Annotated in this window: 11 protein-coding genes and 2 riboswitches; of the genes, 4 read left to right on the top strand and 7 right to left on the bottom strand. The window is 33.2% G+C overall.

Features of this window, described 5'->3' with window-relative positions; genetic code table 11:
- Nucleotides 1-12: 12 nt before the first annotated feature.
- The 4 genes from NRK67_02740 to NRK67_02725 all read right to left on the bottom strand — a co-directional run bounded on the left by NRK67_02740 (nucleotide 13) and on the right by NRK67_02725 (nucleotide 9,956).
- Complete coding sequence (locus NRK67_02740; protein UUV16837.1) at nucleotides 13-3,543, bottom strand: hypothetical protein; 3,531 nt, start codon at nucleotides 3,541-3,543, stop codon at nucleotides 13-15.
- Nucleotides 3,543-8,165, bottom strand: coding sequence for an OmpA family protein (locus tag NRK67_02735; GenBank protein ID UUV16836.1), 4,623 nt, complete (start codon nucleotides 8,163-8,165; stop codon nucleotides 3,543-3,545). Before NRK67_02735 ends, NRK67_02740 begins: the two co-directional genes overlap by 1 nt.
- Nucleotides 8,166-8,308: 143 nt before the next feature.
- A riboswitch (cyclic di-GMP riboswitch) is annotated at nucleotides 8,309-8,384 on the bottom strand.
- A gap of 90 nt (nucleotides 8,385-8,474) precedes the next feature.
- Nucleotides 8,475-8,550, bottom strand: a riboswitch (cyclic di-GMP riboswitch).
- 144 nt (nucleotides 8,551-8,694) lie between these two features.
- Nucleotides 8,695-9,069, bottom strand: coding sequence for a NusG domain II-containing protein (locus NRK67_02730; protein ID UUV16835.1), 375 nt, complete (start codon nucleotides 9,067-9,069; stop codon nucleotides 8,695-8,697).
- A gap of 2 nt (nucleotides 9,070-9,071) precedes the next feature.
- Nucleotides 9,072-9,956, bottom strand: a complete 885-nt coding sequence (locus tag NRK67_02725; GenBank protein ID UUV16834.1) for a phosphatidylserine decarboxylase — start codon at nucleotides 9,954-9,956, stop codon at nucleotides 9,072-9,074.
- A 194-nt stretch (nucleotides 9,957-10,150) separates the two neighbouring features.
- Here NRK67_02725 and NRK67_02720 point away from each other — a divergent pair, with 194 nt between their 5' ends.
- On the top strand, nucleotides 10,151-11,065 hold the full coding sequence (locus NRK67_02720; protein ID UUV16833.1) for a cation diffusion facilitator family transporter: 915 nt from the start codon (nucleotides 10,151-10,153) through the stop codon (nucleotides 11,063-11,065).
- 116 nt (nucleotides 11,066-11,181) lie between these two features.
- On the opposite strand, the gene NRK67_02715 is transcribed toward NRK67_02720, so the two are convergent.
- Nucleotides 11,182-11,946: a DeoR/GlpR family DNA-binding transcription regulator gene (locus NRK67_02715; GenBank protein UUV16832.1), complete on the bottom strand. Its 765-nt coding sequence runs from the start codon at nucleotides 11,944-11,946 to the stop codon at nucleotides 11,182-11,184.
- Nucleotides 11,947-11,958: 12 nt separating this feature from the next.
- Complete coding sequence (locus NRK67_02710; GenBank protein UUV16831.1) at nucleotides 11,959-13,329, bottom strand: sodium:alanine symporter family protein; 1,371 nt, start codon at nucleotides 13,327-13,329, stop codon at nucleotides 11,959-11,961.
- A 259-nt stretch (nucleotides 13,330-13,588) separates the two neighbouring features.
- Here NRK67_02710 and NRK67_02705 point away from each other — a divergent pair, with 259 nt between their 5' ends.
- A complete protein-coding gene (locus NRK67_02705; protein UUV16830.1) occupies nucleotides 13,589-14,758 on the top strand; it encodes an IS110 family transposase in 1,170 nt (389 codons plus the stop codon).
- 184 nt (nucleotides 14,759-14,942) lie between these two features.
- Here NRK67_02705 and NRK67_02700 read toward each other — a convergent pair whose 3' ends face one another.
- The gene (locus NRK67_02700; protein UUV16829.1) at nucleotides 14,943-16,217 is read right to left on the bottom strand and encodes an MFS transporter; all 1,275 of its coding nucleotides are present in this window, start codon (nucleotides 16,215-16,217) and stop codon (nucleotides 14,943-14,945) included.
- A gap of 162 nt (nucleotides 16,218-16,379) precedes the next feature.
- On the opposite strand from NRK67_02700, the gene NRK67_02695 reads away from it, so the two are divergent.
- Both NRK67_02695 and NRK67_02690 read left to right on the top strand, forming a co-directional pair.
- Nucleotides 16,380-17,243 carry a YitT family protein gene (locus NRK67_02695; GenBank protein ID UUV16828.1) on the top strand — a complete coding sequence of 288 codons (864 nt, stop codon included), beginning with the start codon at nucleotides 16,380-16,382 and terminating at the stop codon, nucleotides 17,241-17,243.
- A gap of 100 nt (nucleotides 17,244-17,343) precedes the next feature.
- The gene (locus NRK67_02690) at nucleotides 17,344-18,318 is read left to right on the top strand and encodes a sugar phosphate isomerase/epimerase (GenBank protein UUV16827.1); all 975 of its coding nucleotides are present in this window, start codon (nucleotides 17,344-17,346) and stop codon (nucleotides 18,316-18,318) included.
- The last annotated feature ends 96 nt before the right edge of the window (nucleotides 18,319-18,414 follow it).

Below are 18,414 nucleotides of genomic sequence, written 5' to 3'. Positions count from 1 at the left end.
CTCCTCCTTTTTTTAAAGTTTTCCTATAAAGTTTATAAACCATCCCTTTGCATCATAATCCCTCTTTGTCAGATCATCATCAAAGGAAGTAAAGTTATATCCTACTCCTACCTTCATATTATTATTGACATGGTATTGAACGGAAACAAGACATCCCTCTGACATATCCTCTGCATCTCTGGAAATAAGCCAGTGGTATTCTCCCATAAGATCCCATTTTTTAATAATATGATATAGGCCTTTTACAGCATAGAGTTCAGTGGAGTTACTAAACCAGTCTCCATCATCTCTGCCCTCTCTGAGCATAGATTTTTTATAGGCTGCTTTTCCTCCTAAACTCCATTTTTCATTGATATCATATATCTCTTCCACAGCAAAAATATGTGCTTTTTCATCGTTAACAGAGTCATCCTGTCCTTCACTTGGAAGATCGTATAAATAAGTGTATTTACTGATTATATTTAGTCTGTCACTCCATACAGGTCTGTAGGCTGCACCAATACTGAGTTCAGCAAATTTTGCATCATTTTTATTAGAAATTTCATCTTGTGTATAGGATAGATTTCCTTTACCTTGAAGTGTCCATTCATTGTTGAAAACATACTTCAATCTATTGGCTGTAAGCCACTGATGTTTCTTTTCATCCTGGCCTTTATCTCTCCTATATTCCAATTTATTTCTTAAGAAGATCACTCTGGCATCATAGGATGAAAAAAGACTTACACTACGCCTTCTTATTACATCATCTTCTTTATCGAGATCTCCCTGCTGGTAGGAGATTCCTGTCCTGAGTTTTTCTGTAGCATCAAAGTCTAGTCCATAACTTTGGATTAATCCGCTTCCATCTGAATCACTATTAACAAATTGATTTTCCTGATAGACATTATATCTTTCGCCCATCTTAGCTTTTTGTCCAAATGTGATACTTCTTCCCCTTTCACCTTCGTCTTCAGATAAAAGGTAGTTCACATACATATCGTGATTTTGTCCAAAGGAATAGTCCAACCCTGCCTGAACAGAGTCTCCTCTAGATCCCTGGCTCGACTCTAAATCAACTCTCAATTTATCCCCTAACTTTGTTTTTCCACCTAGGGTTATCATATCATTTGTTTCATAATCTCCATCTTTATAGAGGGTCCCCTGGAGAGCTGTATACAGAGAGGTAGAAGGAGTAAAGAAATATTCTCCCCTAATTCCTCCAAGAAATCCGTCTCCCTTTTCATCTGTATCCTCTTCATGGTTTCCCTTAAGTTCTGTACTTAAAAGAAGTTTTTTATATCTATAGTAAGCTGCTGCTCCTAAATTTTCTTCAACGTCTTTTTCGTCAGTAACAGCTTCTGAATAATCATAATAAAATTTCAATTTCAGTTTCTTAGAATATTTATAGCTGGCCTTAGTTCCAAAATTTAGCTCTTCCCGGTCATCTTCGAGATTTGAAGTTGAAAATCCTTTTTCTTTTTTTCTGTACCAACCTTCAGCAAGTATATTATCACTGAGACCTTCATTAAGATCTGATAATCTTGTTTTCCCCTTCACTGAGTAAGCTTTTCCGCTTTGATTTTTTTCATTTTCTTTTATTTCTCTAAAGGAAAGTCCTCCATCATCGGAATAGAACTTGCTTCCGGATTCCCGTCCTTCACTCTCTGCTATTTCCAATCTCAAAAAAGTATCTTTAGTTTTTCTGAAAATCATGTCGGCTTCCTTGAGGGTATAATCTAAATTATTGTCATTTCCTTCTACATAGGTTCCTCCTGTATAAACACCTTCATTAATCCAAGTCCCCCCTCTTATTCCGCCAGAAAGATCATCATCAACTATTCCTGTAGGATAAAATTCATAATCAGTTCTTAGATAAGCTTCCTTCCCGTCTAAAGGATCACCTTTTATTATGGAGCCATCCTGTTCATCCTTTACTATTTGCATAAGGGGTCTTGAAAGAATTATCCTTCCCTGGAAATATTCTATTTCATAGTCTTCTCCCCCTGTAAGGTATAGGTTTTCCACTACTAATCCGGTCTTTTTATCTTTTATCTCCACCCAGACTTTTTCACTTCCTACTACCATATCTGTATGTTTCAGGTAGTAAAGACTTCCCCCAGTTCCTAAAAATGAATCATGGGCAAATATTGTCCCAGGCTGAGAGATAAAGGCTTTTAAACTGTTTTTATCCTCTCCCCATGAAGTACTTTTTCTGCTTCTCAAATCTAATTTTGCCCCATAAAGACTTCTATTATAGTTGGCAAATTCGGTTCCCGTAAATCCGGTATTATAGTTCCCCCATATAAAGTTATTTTTATCCCACTCTAACTTTAAATAAAGTTTCCCCTGTGTATTTACATCACTATAAGTTGTAGATTCATCCCCATAAGTTGTATAATACATATCCCTCTGCATATCCCTGAAGACACTTCTATTATCCCTTTCATCCAAATTGCTGAATATATTTTTCAGTTCTTCCTCTCTGGTATCCATATGGGCAGTAAGGAGATACTTTTTATATCTGTTTTTAGAATAAAAAGCTACCCTACCGTCTGTATAAAAAGATTCATCGTAATGATAATCCTTTGAAAGGATCTCATCGTTTCCGGAAACATCATATTTCCCACTCTTTACATCGGCAATTCCCACAATAAAATTATATTTATCAGGGACCTCTATTTCCAATGGATAGTTAAATACTTCTTTTTTTTCTATAATTCTAAGATCCAATATATGAGTTCCCGGTGAAAAATGTTCTTCAAAGGCAAATTTCCCATATTTATCAACAGGAATCTCTTTTTTCCCCAAGTAAAGTTTCATATCTTCATCAAAATCACGACCATAAAACCTTACCTTGGCAGCATCTAGAGGAATATTATGAATGAGGAGGGAACTTCTACCATAAATTTCTCCTCCCTCTTTCTTCCTCTTCCCTTTTTCATCTGTTGGAGTATTCTTTTCCCATCTTTCTTTTGTAACAACTTCCATAGATTTCAATGAAGTCTCATCAAAATTACCCTGACCATCCCAGACTTTAACCCTGTATTCGATCTCATCCCCGGGAAAAAATTCCTTAGGAGGAGTCCATAAGATTTTTTTAGAAAAATCAATATCTGTTCCATTAAGATTTACAAAGGGTGTATCTTCACCTCTTTTATATATCTCTATTTCCCATTTTTTTATAAATTCACTATAGTTAGTATAAATTTTAAACCAGCTTTCCATCCCCGGAACTATTTCTCCCCTTTCAGAAGTAATATTCAGCTTAGGAGATATTGTCACCGGATCTACAACAGCCCATAAAAGCCCCTTATTATTTTCAAGCTTTATCCTGTTTCTGTATATCACATCTGTTCTTCTGTTCTGCTTCATACCTTCAAAAGTATTGTTTTCAACCAATGGCTTTTCCTCACCATTTGAGATTAATTCCACACTATATGGCTGTTGTTTTTCAGCGGGAGATTCCTCAAAATCTCCCTGTGTAGAAACAACTTTTTCACCTAAAGCATCTACTCCCAATAACATAAGAAAGATAATAGTCATAAATATTCTATTTTTACTCATTATCTTTCACCTCCAGAGAGGTCTGTAACAATTTTTACATTAGAAATCATATCTTTCCCCATTATTTTTTCCAACTCTTTCCCTATAGATTTTGCTCTTTTTAATGCCAAAATCTCATTATATTTATTCGATGCCCGGCTGTCAGCATTTCCTTCTACCACAATAACTCCACCCCTATACTCAGTAAGGAGCTTCGATATCTTCTTAAGGTTATCTATCTGATCCTCTCTTACATTCCATTTATCTGTTAGGAAGAATACACTTCCAACTCTTACTTTTATCTCTTTTTCTTTAACTCTTTTCTTTGCCTTTGGAATTTTTACCCCAAAGTTAAATTTTTCCATGACCTTAGTAAGAGTTTTTACCCTCGGATTTTCTGTAGTAAACTCTGTCCCTGAAGGAAGAGTAACCTTGTCTACTTTAATAATAAAGTTTTTACCTCTGTCCGGTATATCATCTATACCGTCCACATGATATCTTCCAAATTGGTCAGTTTCAATTACTAGTCCTTCTACTGTAGCAAGTCTTACTCCTGGGATTCCCTCTTCTGAAATTCCGTCATTTCTTATCTCTATCTCTTCAAAGTAGTCACTTTCATCTACCTTTAAAGGTATTTTTTTCATAACTTCCTCATCATACTCTATAACTATCTCTGTTCTTCTATTAAGCTGTCTTCCAGTACTTGTTCTATTGCTTCCTTTAGGATTTTTAGGTCCCTTTCCATCTATAACAAACATCTCTTCTGAAAGATCTAACTTCATTGAAAGGTAGTCTTTTAAAGTATTAGCTCTTGCAATGGACAATTCATGGTTATTTTTAAACTTTGCTTTTTTAGAAGGTCTTTGAGAGTCTGTATAACCTACAATTACTAATTTAAGATTTTTTTTATCCCTCAATTTTTCCAGATACTGTTTTAATTTTTCATTTTCACCATCTCTGATATTGGCATACGCTGAATCAAAATATATAGGCTCTATAAAGTTCTCTATCCTTACTTTTTTTAAACTCTTAACATTCTTTAGTTCTTCCCTGTATTTAGGATCTTTTATTACTCTTCTGACTACTTTTAAATCAACCCCTGTCAGATTTCTATTTCCACTATGGTTTCTTAGAATTTCACCTGTAGATTTTAAAGTGATATTTGATCCTTCTTTGGATTTAATCAGGATATCTCCTATTTTTTTAGGATCTTTTATTCTTCTTCTTAAAATCACCTTTTGAGATCTTTCACTCTCATCTCCCCTTCCATCAAGGTTTCCTAAGAGTAATTCTTTAGACTCTGAAGAGATTCTCCATTCTTCATCCCCTTTTTTTACAAAACCATCTAAGTAGTTGTTTTGAGAAGAAAGGGTCTGCACTCTGATATCATAAGCATTGGCATCGTCCTGCCAACCATCATTGTCTCTGTCATGGAAAACTTTTCCTATTATTACTGTACTATTAAATAATGGATCATTTATAACTTCCACACTGGCTTCCCCGATGTTAGACAGGTTCTTTCCAGAAGTATTTTCTATCCATGCTTTATTTTTATAAGAGCCAGGTTTAACTCCAGTTCCAACCCTCAAAATATAAGTTATTTCAATTTTTTTATCTCCTACAAGCTCTAAATTATTGAAATAAATAGTTCTCCCTCTAAGATCTTCATCAGCATCATTTCCATCTACTTTTCCAGATCCTTCAGCATATTTAAATCCAGGAGGCATCATATCTTTTAAACTTAAATTTTTAAGCACCGTTCCCTTATTCCCTGAAAGGTTTTGAACAGTTATCTTATAACTGATCAGGTCTCCTATGGAAACCCATTTTTTCTTAGCTGTTTTAGTTACCTTTATCTGAGCATCTTCCACTTTAAGGGTAGCTTCAGCCTGCAGTTCTAAATTTTCTCCTGCCTTTACTGTATTTTTTACCTCTCCCTTTGAAAGACTGTCTTTAAGCCTTCCAACTACTGTATATCTTTTAATTTCTCCTGCCAATAGTTCTATTCCATTCTCCGAAAGATCTTTTCTCAAGCCGGTTTTAAGAAGTGATTCAGGTGTTTTTAATACTCCTGATTCCCATGTCCAATTTTCAAAAGCCTTTATTTCACTGACTTTATCCTCGATTTTTATATTTTTTCCAACAACTGAAGAAGTATTCTCTAGAGTAATATCATAAACTACTACATCTCCCGGATAAAATTCATCATTCTTATTCCTGATCTCCTTTGAAAGAGTATATGTAGGTTTAGCAACTTTCAATACAACTTTATTGGAACTTTTATTTATAGGAGCAATTGATCTCCTCAACTTTTTAAGAGGTGAAGTTTCCTGGAGCGAAAGATATGCTTCATTTGGAATTGTGTCATCCTGGTCTACATTTTTTCCTTCATAGCTGAATCCCACCATAAATTTTAATTTTATCGTTTCTCCTGCCTTTATTTCAGGTAAAATTATTCCCTCTTTTAAATCTTCCCCAGTTAATTTTTTTGCATCAGATGAAACGTATTTATACGAATCATTTTTATATAGGTATAAATCATTATAATCATCAGATACCAATACATTTACGGCATTTACCGATGTCGGATTAGTTATGGAAATAGTATATTCAGCTTCCTCTCCATCATCTACTATTCCGTCACCTTTTTCAAATCCATCTCCTCCTAGATCCTCAACCTGAAGTTTTATATCCAGATCTGTAGCGGTAAAATTTTGAATAGGAAGCTTGGCTTCATTTGAAGGGTTTTCCGTCCCTCCATAACCTACTCTTGCTGTATTTTTTATTAATGCTCCTGGTAACATACTAGAACTATAGTTTGCATTTACTTTAAATTCTACTAACACTTTTTGATTTGGTTTCATTGTCGGTAGTGTAATTCCTGTTTTAAAATCTCCTACCGGTGCTTTACCGTCTACTGTTAATGATGTCGGTATGTCTGTTCCAAAGTAATCTGTGTTAAGATCATCTAATACTTGTGCACCTATTACATCTATATTTGAATTATTCGTTACTTCTATTACATATGTTAATTCTTCGCCATATGCTGCTGTGTCTTTTCCTCCTAAATCTGTATCTGTTACTTTTTTAGTTATATCTAATTTAGTTGCATACGCTGTCACTGTTGAAGTTTCGCTTATAATTTTATTATTAGGATTTATTCCTGTAAATGTAGCTGTATTTTCTATCTGCCCTGCATCTACATCGGGCTGAGTTACTGTATATTCTCCGCTACCAGTTGCCATTTCTCCTGAAGCTAAGGTAGTTTTATTCAGTACAATTCCTGACAAAATCTTAGGATCTGATACAGCAACAGTATTTAAAGTTGTATTCCCTGTATTTTTCACAATAAAGTCATAAGTTATCTTATCACCTTTTTTTGTATAACCATTTCCACTTTGGATCACTTTACTTACTTCTATTTCATTTCTTGCTGTCTTTACAGTTGCTTCTGCAGCTCCATATAATATTTCTCCATTAGTTGTTTTGGCTTCTCCAGTTGCTGTTCTCACGACACTGCCTTCATCTATGTCCTCTTGTTTAACAGTTTTATATCCATATGTCGTTACAACCTGACCTTTTAAAAGCTGATCCCAGTGAACCTTATCAAGGTTAACATCTGATTGAGTTTCTGAATTAACTTCCTTACCATCTTTTAATATAACATCAGTAAGGACCCCTTCTCCTGTGTTCGCTATCGTTATTTCATATTTAATAATCTCCCCTAATTCATAAAGTTCTTTGCCGATAACCCTTTTCTTTACCTCTAATTTATTATCTACTTTCCCGATAATCTTAGGGTCACGAAATTTATGTTCATTCATCCACTGCCCCGTTGACGAAGTAAACCCAAAATAAACATTATTATCTCCACCCAAATAATCAGCTACTATATCTCCATAATAAGTTTTACTATAACCATCAAAAGTATATGTGAACTTACTTCCACTCCTCTTTCCAGAACTGTCAACAATTCCTGGATCCCACTCAAACTTAACTTTGTGCCACATTCCATCTTCCATTTCATTTACTTCAAGAGGCTGAGATTTTCCACCTATAATACCTGAATAAGATTTATTTGTTGCAATTTTTGCCTTGGCTATAAAAGCAATATGGTCTTTTCTTATATCTCCCATCTTCCATATACCATTTGAATCTCTAGTAGATTCTGGATCATAGTAAGGGTTTGTATAGGTATCAAATTTAACTCCAAAGGAAAGGGGAAAATTACCTCCACCATAACCAATATCTTGTCCTGCATTTCCATAGTTATCATTTTTATAAGCTGACGATTTAAAAATGAAAGCCATCCCATCTGCTCCTATATCAATATTTCCATTAACATCAACGTATTCAGGAGATATACTTTTACCAGGATTCTCCTTAAGATAAGTTTCAAGATCCTGAGTTTTTCTATCTCCTAAATATATCTCATATTCAAAATGAAATTTTTGGTTTAAATCAAATGTGTCTCGTGACCAAACTGCCCCTTTCTTGTCCCCTTCATTGGGAGTTATTCTTACCTCACTTCCACTTTTCATAGCATCTTTATAGTACAAAAAGTTACTATAGGTTCCATTAAATTCCTTTCCCCATAACTGCATTGATATAACTAACAAAAACAATAAAACTATTTTCTTCATCTTTCCTTCTCCCCTAGTAAACTTAATATTTTATTCTATATCTATTTTAAATTCATAATTCCGAAGATTAAAAATTCCTTAATATACCCTAAAAAATAAACTAACAACCGTTATTTTATATAAAAAAATACAGATCTCGTAAGATCTGCAACTGGCTGCCATTTTAAAGGCCCTTTAGTTTTGCGTCACAGGATTTCTCCTGCTTTGCCAAAAATTATATTTTTATCCATAAAAATTAAAAATAGCTTAACACAACCTAAAAATAAGCTAACAACTTTTTTTTTCATAAAAAAATGCAGATCTCGTAAGATCTGCAACTGGCTGCCATTTTAAAGGCCCTTTAGTTTTGCGTCACAGAGTTTCCTCTGCTTTGCCAAAAATGATATTTTTTATTTTTCCACCTAGTAGGATAACATTTTCTACATATATTTTCAAGATTTTTATGAAAAATATATCGATTATTTAGAAATAAAAAATGAGTTCTATATTTTATAGAGCTCATTCTTTTCATTATATTTTCAAACAGTCTCTATCGCAGGATAAAGTCCACCTCATCCTCTTCTTTTCCCACTATCTTTATTAAAAGTTTATCTGGAACTCCTATAATGGTCTGTCCCGATCTCTCTATCCACCCCTGTTTAACACATAATTTTCTGGGAGAATATGAAGAAATTACCCTTATTTTATTATCTTTTAACTTTATTCCTACTCCTCCAATATCTGTATCAACATAGAATTCTTTCTCTGCTTTTTGAAGTTTGTATGTATATTTTAATTGATTATTTACATATATTTCAGCTCTCTCTGCCTTAGTTTCCTTAATTTTGTGGACATTCATACCTAAAGTCAAAAAAATACCTATGATCAATCCATAGATTATCAGGTCTCCTTTTTTAAAATACATCCTTATTCTCCTATTTTTTCACCCATATAAACCTTAGTTTCATAGCCATTTTTTGTATTCTTTAAAATATCAGCATCTATCCTAACCTTACCTTTTTCAAACAATAACAGCACCGAAGATCCACCAAAGGTAAAGTACCCCTTTTCCTCTCCCTTTTTAACATCGGTATTAGGAGTATAGGTCTGCTCAATCCCTCCTACCATGGTAGCTCCTATCTCTGAGATCAAAATATCCCCGTATTCACTGGTTTCCAGTGTAGTTAATTCCCTCTTATTTTCACAGAATACCCTGAAATTATCTTTTATTGCATAGGGTGATACAGAATAATAATATCCATCTATCTTATTTCTACTGCCGATTTTTCCATCAGCAGGAAAATGGTATCTATGGTAATCCGCAGGAGCTAACCTTACGACAACCATACTTCCACCTTTATATTTCTCCCACAGCTCTTTATTGTTCAGATATTTTTCTAAACAAAACTCAGTTCCTTTTACAAAAAATTTATCCCAATCATTGATCTCTTGAAATCCTATTGCCTTTCCATCAGCAGGAGATACCAACCCATCCTCTATCTTTCTTGCATTGGACTTTAACTTTCTGTAGAAAAAATCATTAAATGAAATAAATTCTCCTACTTTTTTTTGAGATTCACTCATATCTATATGGTTATCCCTTACAAAATCTTCTATCTTATTGATTGAAGTTTTTTGATCCATCAATTTTCCATAAAAAGAAGACAGGCATTTTCTCTTCACCAGTAACTCCAAAGGTAATTTCCCAAATGGATTATGGTATAAAAATTTTAAAAAACTTTCTCCCGGGACATTTTCAACCAATATTTTATTTGTTTTTCTATCTATATATTCAATCTTATCTAACTTCATATTATATCTCTCCTATCAACTCTTAGTTTTTAATGGTTATCTCATACATTATATCATAGAAATATACGTATTTAGAAAATATTAATTTTTCATAGGAAGTTCATTCTGAATATCTCAATATATTTAAAAGGTTATAACTCTTTTTCTATGTATATTTCAATAGAGAAGTTAAATCCGTTTTGAAGGGGGATAAAATGAGAGAGAAAAAAATACTTTGGATCATAATCTTTAACTTAATAATTATATTTTCCGAGATCTTATTCGGAATAATCTCAAATTCATTTGCATTGATAGCAGATGCACTTCATAATGCCGGAGATGTTATTGCCATAGTGATCACTTATATTGCGTTAAAATTAGGTACAAAACAGACCACCTTTAAGTATACTTTTGGATTTTTACGATCTGAGATGATGGCAGCCTTTGTAAATACCCTGTTTTTATCTATAACGATGATCTATATGATCTATCAGGCAATCTACAGGTTTTTTAATCCGGAAATCATAGAACCTCTCTATATGATAATTGTGGGAACCATTGCAGTAATTGCAAATGGTATCAGTGCTTATCTTCTAAATACCATGAAGATCTCTACCCATGCTCATCATGAACATCATCACGAACATGGAGATGCAAATATTAAGTCAGCTTATCTACACATGCTCAGTGACGCTCTCATCTCAGTAGGAGTTGTAACAGCCGGTGTTTTTATTTATTTTTTTAAGATCTACTATATTGACTCTATCTTGACTATTATTTTTTCACTCTACATCCTGCGTCACTCCTACCCATTATTAAAGAAAAGTTTTTTATCCCTCATGGATACAAATATTATAGATATCTCTCCAGATGAACTGGATAAAGTCATTAAAATTGATGATAACATCATCGAATATCATGATTTACATATCTATAAACCCAGCTCAAGATATAATTTTATCTCATTTCATATAGTTTTAAAAAATAATAATTTAATTTTAAAGGAAATAGAGGAGATCACTGGTAAGATTAAACACAACTTAAAAAAATATGATTTTAATCACATACTGATCCAGGTAGACACAGACATCCACATAAAACATAAAATTAATTGTGAATTAAAGGAGTAAACTTTATTTTACCCCCTTAGCCCCTGTTGGGGCTTTTTTTATTAAAAAAAATAAGCTGTTACAACATCGATATTCCTCAATGCTACAACAGCTTAATTTATCCTAATTATATAGTTCTATTGACTTATTATGCCGATCCCTGCCTTCTCATAAATATTCTTGATTTCAGAAGAAATATTTGAGTCAGTCACCAGAATATCCACATCTGAGATGTCTCTCACCTTAATAAGGGATGTGGACTCTAACTTACTGCTGTCAGCAAGAATAATAGATTTCTGGCTTATCTCTAGAAGTTTTTTCTGAATCTGAACTTCTTCCAAGGGATAATCTGTTATACCAGTTCGCAGAGAAAAACCACTTACACTGATAAAAGCCTTATCTATTATAAATTCATCCAGTATTTTTTTTGTTATATCTCCAAAAAATGCCTGTTCTTTTATGTTTAATATTCCCCCAGGCAGGATAACATTAAATCCTTCTACACTGGAAAGTTCGGTAATAATGAGCAGAGAATTTGAGATAATAGTTAATTTTTTAAACTTCCCTTTTAACTTTTTTGCTATTGCAAGGTTGGTGGTACTATCATTTAAAGCTATGGAATCCCCTTCCTCTATTAATTTTACAGCGATTTCAGCAATCTCTTCTTTTTCCATTAAAGATTGTTTTTCTCTGGTAGAGTGAGCAATCTCCTGAATCTTGTCTTTATTCAAGATAGCTCCTCCATAAACTTTTTTTATGATATCATCAGCTTCTAAAGTCTCTAAATCTCTTCTAATTGTCTGCAAGGAAACATTAAAAAGTTTGGTCAGATGAGAGACCTTTATGTTTCCATCTTTTTCTAGTATTTGTATTATCTTTTCCTTACGTTCTTCAACTAACACACGAAACCTCCTTTATTCAGATCTATATACTTCTTTATTCCTATCTTCTTTTCCTAAAAAATCCAATGTTAAACTCTTTACCAGAGGACTCAGTAAAACTATACCAATAAGGTTCGGTATAATAAGTAATCCCAGAAAAACATCCTGTATATACCAGACTAAATCCAAAGATAAAAACGGACCTAAAAAAACTAATAAAAGAAATAAATATTTACAGAAAGACCGACTTTTTTCCCCTACAAGATAATTTAGTGTAGCATTTCCAAAATACCACTGTGCAAGTACAGATGAGAATCCAAAAAGAATCATACTTATTCCTATTACATATTTAAAAGACCAGTGGATCTCTGAAAAAGCTGTACTCATCATCATAGCAGGAGATATATCTAAACTATTTACCCCAGATATAACTATAACCAGACCAGTCACAGAACAGATTAGGATGGTGTCCACTAAAACTTCTATGATCCCAAACATTCCCTGTCTGGCAGGATGATCTGTAATAGCTGTAGAATGAATTACTGCAGCGGTCCCCTCTCCCGCCTCATTTGAATAAAGTCCTCTGGCTACTCCATACCTCATTGCTCTTTTCATAGAATATCCTGCTACTCCTGCTGCTCCTGATTGAGGATTAAAAGCAGAAGAAATTATAAGTTTTATAGCTGGTATTAATTGGTCTATATTTACCGCTATAATTATAAGACCTCCCAAAAGGTAAAATGCAGTCATAAAGGGTATGAGCTTTTCCGTCACACTTCCCAGCCTTTTTATCCCTCCATTTATAATTAAAAAAACCGGAATAACCAGCAGTATAGAGGCCGCTATTGGTTTTAAATTAAATAGATTCACTATAACTTCCCTGACTGCATTGGATTGTATGAGGGTTCCTCCAGAATTTTGAAGAAATAAAAGTGCCGCATAGATAAATCCAAGAAAGGGCAGGTTTAACCCCTTGGAGATATAGTACATGGGTCCTCCTGTATAAGATCCTGTTTCTCCTTTTCCTCTAAAATGTACTCCCAATACAATTTCAGCGTATTTAGTTGCCATACCTAAAAATCCAGCAAGCCACATCCAGAATAGTGCTCCCGGACCTCCTCCTACTATTGCTGTAGCTACACCTATAATATTTCCGTTTCCTACGCAGCTCCCAAGGGCTGTTGTTAGTGCTTGAAAAGGAGATATACTTCCCTCCCCCTCAATCTTCTTTTTCTTAATCAAGGGATCTATTATAGTTTCCTTGATAGCTGTATGAAAATGTCTCAATTGAAGAAATCTCAGAGTTATAGTAAAAAATAATCCCACTAAAACCAGGGTAATAATAAGCCAGTTCCCCCATATTATGTTGGATAGATTTTTAAAATAAATTTCTAAAGAATTCATAGTTCCTCCTTGTATAATGAAATAGAACTGTATAAGCACTATTTCTAGTTTATTTAATTTTTAATATATAATTAACATAGACGCTGTGGATTAGTTCTTCCTCCTATAGCTTAGACTATTTCATTAAGGCTCTAACCATAGTTCTATGTTCAATTGTTAATTAGTTAGATAACACTCGATGTTTTATATGTAGCAAGGATACGTTAACATAGTTTTTATGGAGCACAACGTCAAATAAATTATTTAAGGAGTGGTAACTATGATTTTTGTTGGTATCGATGTTGCTAAAAATAAACATGATTGCTATATTTTTGACTCTTCAAAAGAAATAGTTGAAACAAAATTTTCTTTTCTAAATTCTTTTGAAGGGTTTACAACTTTTAAAAATGTTTTATCTTCATATTCTGATGATTTTTCCAATATAAAAGTAGGAATAGAATCAACTGGGCATTATGGCAATAATATTATCAATTTCATTCGCAAAAACAGTCTGGAGTTAAAAATATTTAACCCGCTTGCTGTAAACCTTTATCGTAAAGCTATGACACTTCGAAAGACTAAAACCGATAAAATTGACGCTCAAATTATAGCTCAAATGCTTTTCAGCGATGATTCTAATTCCTACCTACCTATAGATTACAACATAAATGAGTTAAAATCACTAGCAAGACATAGATATAGGTTGGTAAATCATCGCGGGAAGTTAAAAATATCTGTAACAAGGATATTAGATCTTGCTTTCCCTGAGCTAAGTAATGTAGTTTGGTCAATACATCAAAAATCTTCTTATGCTTTATTATTAGAATTTCCTACAGTAAAAGATCTTTCAAAAGGTCATTTAACAAAGGTAACAAATATCTTATCTAAAAATTCTCATGGGCGCTATGGTAAAGAAAAAGCTAAAGAAATTAAAATCCTTGCAACTAATTCTATCGGTACAAGCGAATGGTCAATTGGTTTTGAATTACAACAAAGCATAAGGCTAATCCAAAACATCCAATATGAAATAGATCTTTTAGATAAAAAAATAAAAGAAGCTGTCATAGCAACTAAAACACCATTATTAACAATTCCAGGAATATCCTATGTTTTAGCTAGCATTATTCTATCTGAAATTGGAAATGTTAAAAACTTTTCAAATTCTGGAAAATTATTAGCTTTCGCGGGATTAGACCCTTCAACTCATCAATCAGGCAATTATACTGCAACTATGGCTAGAATGGTTAAAAGAGGCTCTAAATATCTTCGTTGGGCACTATTACAAGCAGCTAGGACAGTTAGTATAAGAGTTCCTGTTTTTAAAGAATACTTATATTTAAAAAAATCTCAAGGAAAACATTACTTAGTAGCCATGAGTCATACAGCTAAAAAATTATTAAGAGTGATATTTCATTTATTAAAAACAGGCGAAAAGTTCATCTGTAGTTAACTTAAAAAAATTAAAATGTCTCACTTTTTTTGTAATGCAATTTTTTAGGATTCCAATTAAAAAATATATTAACTATTTTTACTTGACTTCATATAGTTAGTCTTTTCAAACTAATAAAGTTCATTATAAATTAAATATTCTATTTTGGCAATAAAAGCCTGCAGAACATCCGCAGGCTTCTAAACTAATTTGATATAGTTGCTGTTTCTTTTGCTGTTTTTGAATTTTTATTAATTAATTTTACCAAATAGCTACTTACGATAAATCCTAAGAGAGCAAAACCTGCCATCATTAAAAATACTATTCTATATCCTGTAAAGCCAGGAAATTTGTCTAAGATACTTCCATAGATAGAGTATGTAAACATTGCAGGAGCGTATCCTATAAAACTTCCGATAGCCATTGCTGATCCTGAAATATCCTCAGATATATTGATCTCTCCCATGGGAGCAAAGAAAATAGCTCTTTGTGAAAATATAATAGTTCCAAAACCAAGTGTGAATACCATTCCTAAATATACATTCATAGATTTATGCGGCAGCAAGATAAATATGATCATAGCTGCTATTGAAAGAAGGAACGAGAATCTTAAATACTTACTTGGAGATTTAAACTTCTTGTCTGCTAAGAATCCACCGATTGGACCTCCGATCATCTTTAATCCATATTGATTTATTATACCATAAGCTCCTATTAGTGTTACAGGTAATCCATATATATCTTTTAAAAATGGAATGAAGTATGTAAGTCCACAATATACCGCATAAACAGAAAATATTGTAAATGATACAACCCAAATTTCCTTACATTTAACAGCCTTTATAACTCCTTGGAACTCTCCCTTTAGTCCACTCTCTTTCTTCTCTACCGGTGCATCATGTTCAAGACAGAAGTAAGAAATAATTCCTATTACTATAGTAGCTCCTGAGAAGAATAGTATAGCCCCTCTCAAACCAAAAGCTCCTTTTCCAAGCCATGCAAATATTGCCAGTGCTGTAAAAGCGATGATTGTATCTACTACACCTCTTCCTGCTTCTAAAAATCCAAATAATCTTCCCTGCTCTTTATCTGTTCCCAAGGATTTTACTGATTTTAGAAGTATAGGCCAGTACATCATATCACATGTGATCCCGAATAATGCCCAAACTAATAAAATACCATGGTATCCCGGAAAAGTTGACAGATATATTCCTAAAATTCCAGTTGCAATAAGTGATGCAGGCAGGGCTATTTTCTTTGAAAATTTATCTGCGAAATAGATTGCAAATAAAAAACCAAAAGTAGCTACAGTAGAATAAATTGATAAGGCATTTCCTATTTGTCCGTGTGTGAGACCAAAATGTTCTTGCATTGGGATATAAAATGCATCTTTAAGGGATGACAATTTATAGATCGACCCTCCCCCTATAATTAAAACAATAAAAGTGAACCATTTTTTAAAATTACTCTTTCTTTCCATTATTAACCTCCAAAAACTTTTTTAAAACGATTTGATTGGATTATAACCGTTTATGTTGTTTTTGTAAAGCTTTTTATTATTTTTAGTTGTTTTAAGTTGCATTTAATGTTGTGTGGTGATATAGTTAGCAATGTAGAAACTATAATCTAAAAGGAGGTAAAAATGAAAAATAATAATAATTTAAAGAGTTATTTTTTTGTCTATGTAGGTTGTATTATCCAGGCTTTTTCAGTAAATGTGATTCTGAAACCTAATAATCTTACTGTAGGAGGATTTACCGGTCTTTCATTGGCATTAGAAAATATTATAGGGGTTAGATATAGTTTGATCTATTATCTTTTATGTCTTATTACCCTTATCTTAGCGTTTAAATTTTTAGGTAAAAAAGCAGGATTAAAGATAATCTTACTATCCCTTACATACCCTTTAATTTTGATGGTTTTTGATTTCTTTAATCTTTTCACCATTATATTAGAAGATAAACTGCTGGTTTGTATCTATTATGGAGTCTTAACAGGAATAGGATCCGGTCTGGTCTTAAGGGAGGGATTTTCCCAGGGCAGCTCAGATACCCTGGCCAGGATAACCAACACATTACTGCTGCCCCATATAAGTATAGCAAAGATTCTTTTTGTTATAGATGTAACGGTTCTTATAATCTGCGGAAGCGTCTTTGGTCTAAACTCTATCCTCTATGCCTTGGTTATGCAGGCTATCTATATGAAAACCTTAGATTCTGTTCTCATGGGAATGAGGGCACAATTGGTAAAAGTTATAATAATAACGTCTAGAACCGAGGAAGTAAAAATATATATTAAAGAAGTTTTACACCGTGGTGTGAGTGTCGGGAATAACTCCAATGACTCGAATTCTCTCCAGCTTAAATTAATATCTATATGTTCTACAAAGGAAGCTTATGCCATCAAAGAATATGTAGCTAGAATGGACAAGGACGCCTTTATTAATATGGCTCCAGTTATTTCAGTATGGGGAAAAGGGGATGGCTTCGAACCACTTAAACAATAGAAAGCAACACAATGTAACAAAAAGAAACGAAAAAGTGTTGAATAAAATGTAAAAGTATGATAAATTGTTTTTAGTTAATAATTATTTAGGAGGAAAAAATATGAAAATTGGTATTGAAACAGAAAGTTTTCACCTGTATTTCCAATATGGAAAGATGGATGTATTTGATTTTATAAGAAAGGCAGCAGAGATGGGATTTGAAGGTGTAGAACTTAACATGATTCCAGGCTGGGGAATAGATTCTGAGTTAGGTCAATTAGGAGACGACAATAAAGAGCATTTAGACAAGGTAAGAGCCGAGATCGATAAGTATAACCTTTATGCTGAGATCGACTGTAATGGAACTAGTCATGAAGAACTTAGTAAGGCTGTAAGAGTAGCTCATCATATCGGAGCAGACGTTATCAGGACTTATATCAAATTTGATGAGTTTGATGCTGCTGCATATGAGCAAACTACTCAAGATTTAAAGGATATAGTACCAGTTTTAGAAAAGTACAGAATACAAGTAGGTCTTGAAAATCATGAGTATGAAACTGCTGATGAGCTTATTAAGATCGTAAAAGAAGTAAACTCTCACTGGGTAGGACTTCACTATGACTTCGGTAATGCTATGATGGCATGGGAAGATCCTATTGAGGCTGCTGAAAAGATGGCTCCTTATACATATACTACTCATTTTAAGGATCATATAATCGTAAAGGATGAAGATGCTAAATATGATTATTTAGTTTGTGGTGTTCCGGCAGGAACAGGAAATATCGACTTAGATAAGGCATTTAAAATAATGGTAGAAAAATCTCCATTAAAAAGAATCAATATGGAGATGTGTTTCCCATATTGTACAGACTTTAAAAGAGAGCCTGGAGCAGGTGGAATTTATAAAGTTGGAGAGGGAGCATTTAAATTAGGAGAGGCACCATATGATAGAAACCTTATCAAACCATTGGACTACTATTTCCCACACAAAGTTGTAGATGATGCAGTTATCGAAAAAATGATGGCTGATCAGTTTGAAGGAGCAAAAAAGAGTGCGGAATATTTAAAATCTCTTAGAGATAAATATTGCAGATAATCAAAAAAATTAATTTACACTTTTAATTTAATCCCCCTTTAAGTAGACATGGTAAATATGTCCTTAAGGGGGGGTTTTTATGTGAAAAATTTTTAA

The sequence above is a fragment of the Fusobacteria bacterium ZRK30 genome, from assembly GCA_024628785.1.
Taxonomy (GTDB): Bacteria; Fusobacteriota; Fusobacteriia; order Fusobacteriales; family Fusobacteriaceae; genus Psychrilyobacter.
This window is presented reverse-complemented; position numbering and strand designations above follow the sequence as displayed.

Excerpts from the sequence above, each read along its gene's own strand:
- NRK67_02740 (UUV16837.1), bottom strand. The coding sequence starts at position 3,543 with ATGAGTAAAAATAGAATATTTATGACTATTATCTTTCTTATGTTATTG.
- NRK67_02735 (UUV16836.1), bottom strand. The coding sequence starts at position 8,165 with ATGAAGAAAATAGTTTTATTGTTTTTGTTAGTTATATCAATGCAGTTA.
- NRK67_02730 (UUV16835.1), bottom strand. The coding sequence starts at position 9,069 with ATGTATTTTAAAAAAGGAGACCTGATAATCTATGGATTGATCATAGGT.
- NRK67_02725 (UUV16834.1), bottom strand. The coding sequence starts at position 9,956 with ATGAAGTTAGATAAGATTGAATATATAGATAGAAAAACAAATAAAATA.
- NRK67_02720 (UUV16833.1), top strand. The coding sequence starts at position 10,151 with ATGAGAGAGAAAAAAATACTTTGGATCATAATCTTTAACTTAATAATT.
- NRK67_02710 (UUV16831.1), bottom strand. The coding sequence starts at position 13,329 with ATGAATTCTTTAGAAATTTATTTTAAAAATCTATCCAACATAATATGG.
- NRK67_02705 (UUV16830.1), top strand. The coding sequence starts at position 13,589 with ATGATTTTTGTTGGTATCGATGTTGCTAAAAATAAACATGATTGCTAT.
- NRK67_02700 (UUV16829.1), bottom strand. The coding sequence starts at position 16,217 with ATGGAAAGAAAGAGTAATTTTAAAAAATGGTTCACTTTTATTGTTTTA.
- NRK67_02695 (UUV16828.1), top strand. The coding sequence starts at position 16,380 with ATGAAAAATAATAATAATTTAAAGAGTTATTTTTTTGTCTATGTAGGT.
- NRK67_02690 (UUV16827.1), top strand. The coding sequence starts at position 17,344 with ATGAAAATTGGTATTGAAACAGAAAGTTTTCACCTGTATTTCCAATAT.